The sequence below is a fragment of the Levilactobacillus paucivorans genome (genome assembly GCF_001437125.1).
GTDB classification, from domain to species: domain Bacteria; phylum Bacillota; class Bacilli; order Lactobacillales; family Lactobacillaceae; genus Levilactobacillus; species Levilactobacillus paucivorans.
Genome location: NZ_JQCA01000041.1, coordinates 1 through 274, shown reverse-complemented (window position 1 = coordinate 274; position 274 = coordinate 1). Strand labels below are relative to the sequence as shown.

Sequence of the window (274 nt, the reverse complement as noted above, 5' to 3'; positions counted from 1 at the left end):
CTGGCCAGAGAATATGGCATTGGCTATTCAACCGTTCATAAGTGGATCCAGGGCCAGGCCAAAACTCAATCCGGTAAATCGCCAGACGAAATCAAAGCGATGGAAAAGCGACTGGCTTCGCTGTCTGAGGAGAACGAAATCCTAAAAAAGACCTGGGCTTCCTTGCGCAGAAGTAACCAATATCTTTGATTACATTCAACAAGAAAGCCATCACCACCAGGTAACTAAGATGTGCCGAATCCTCGGTGTTTCCAGAGCTCAGTATTATCGTTAT

The 274-nt window shown here is 46.0% G+C and carries 1 protein-coding gene; it reads left to right on the top strand.

The annotated features are described in order from the left end of the window. On the top strand, nt 1–189 hold a 189-nt coding region (locus IV54_RS12065; RefSeq protein WP_057878100.1), incomplete at its 5' end, for a hypothetical protein. Nucleotides 190–274: the final 85 nt, after the last annotated feature.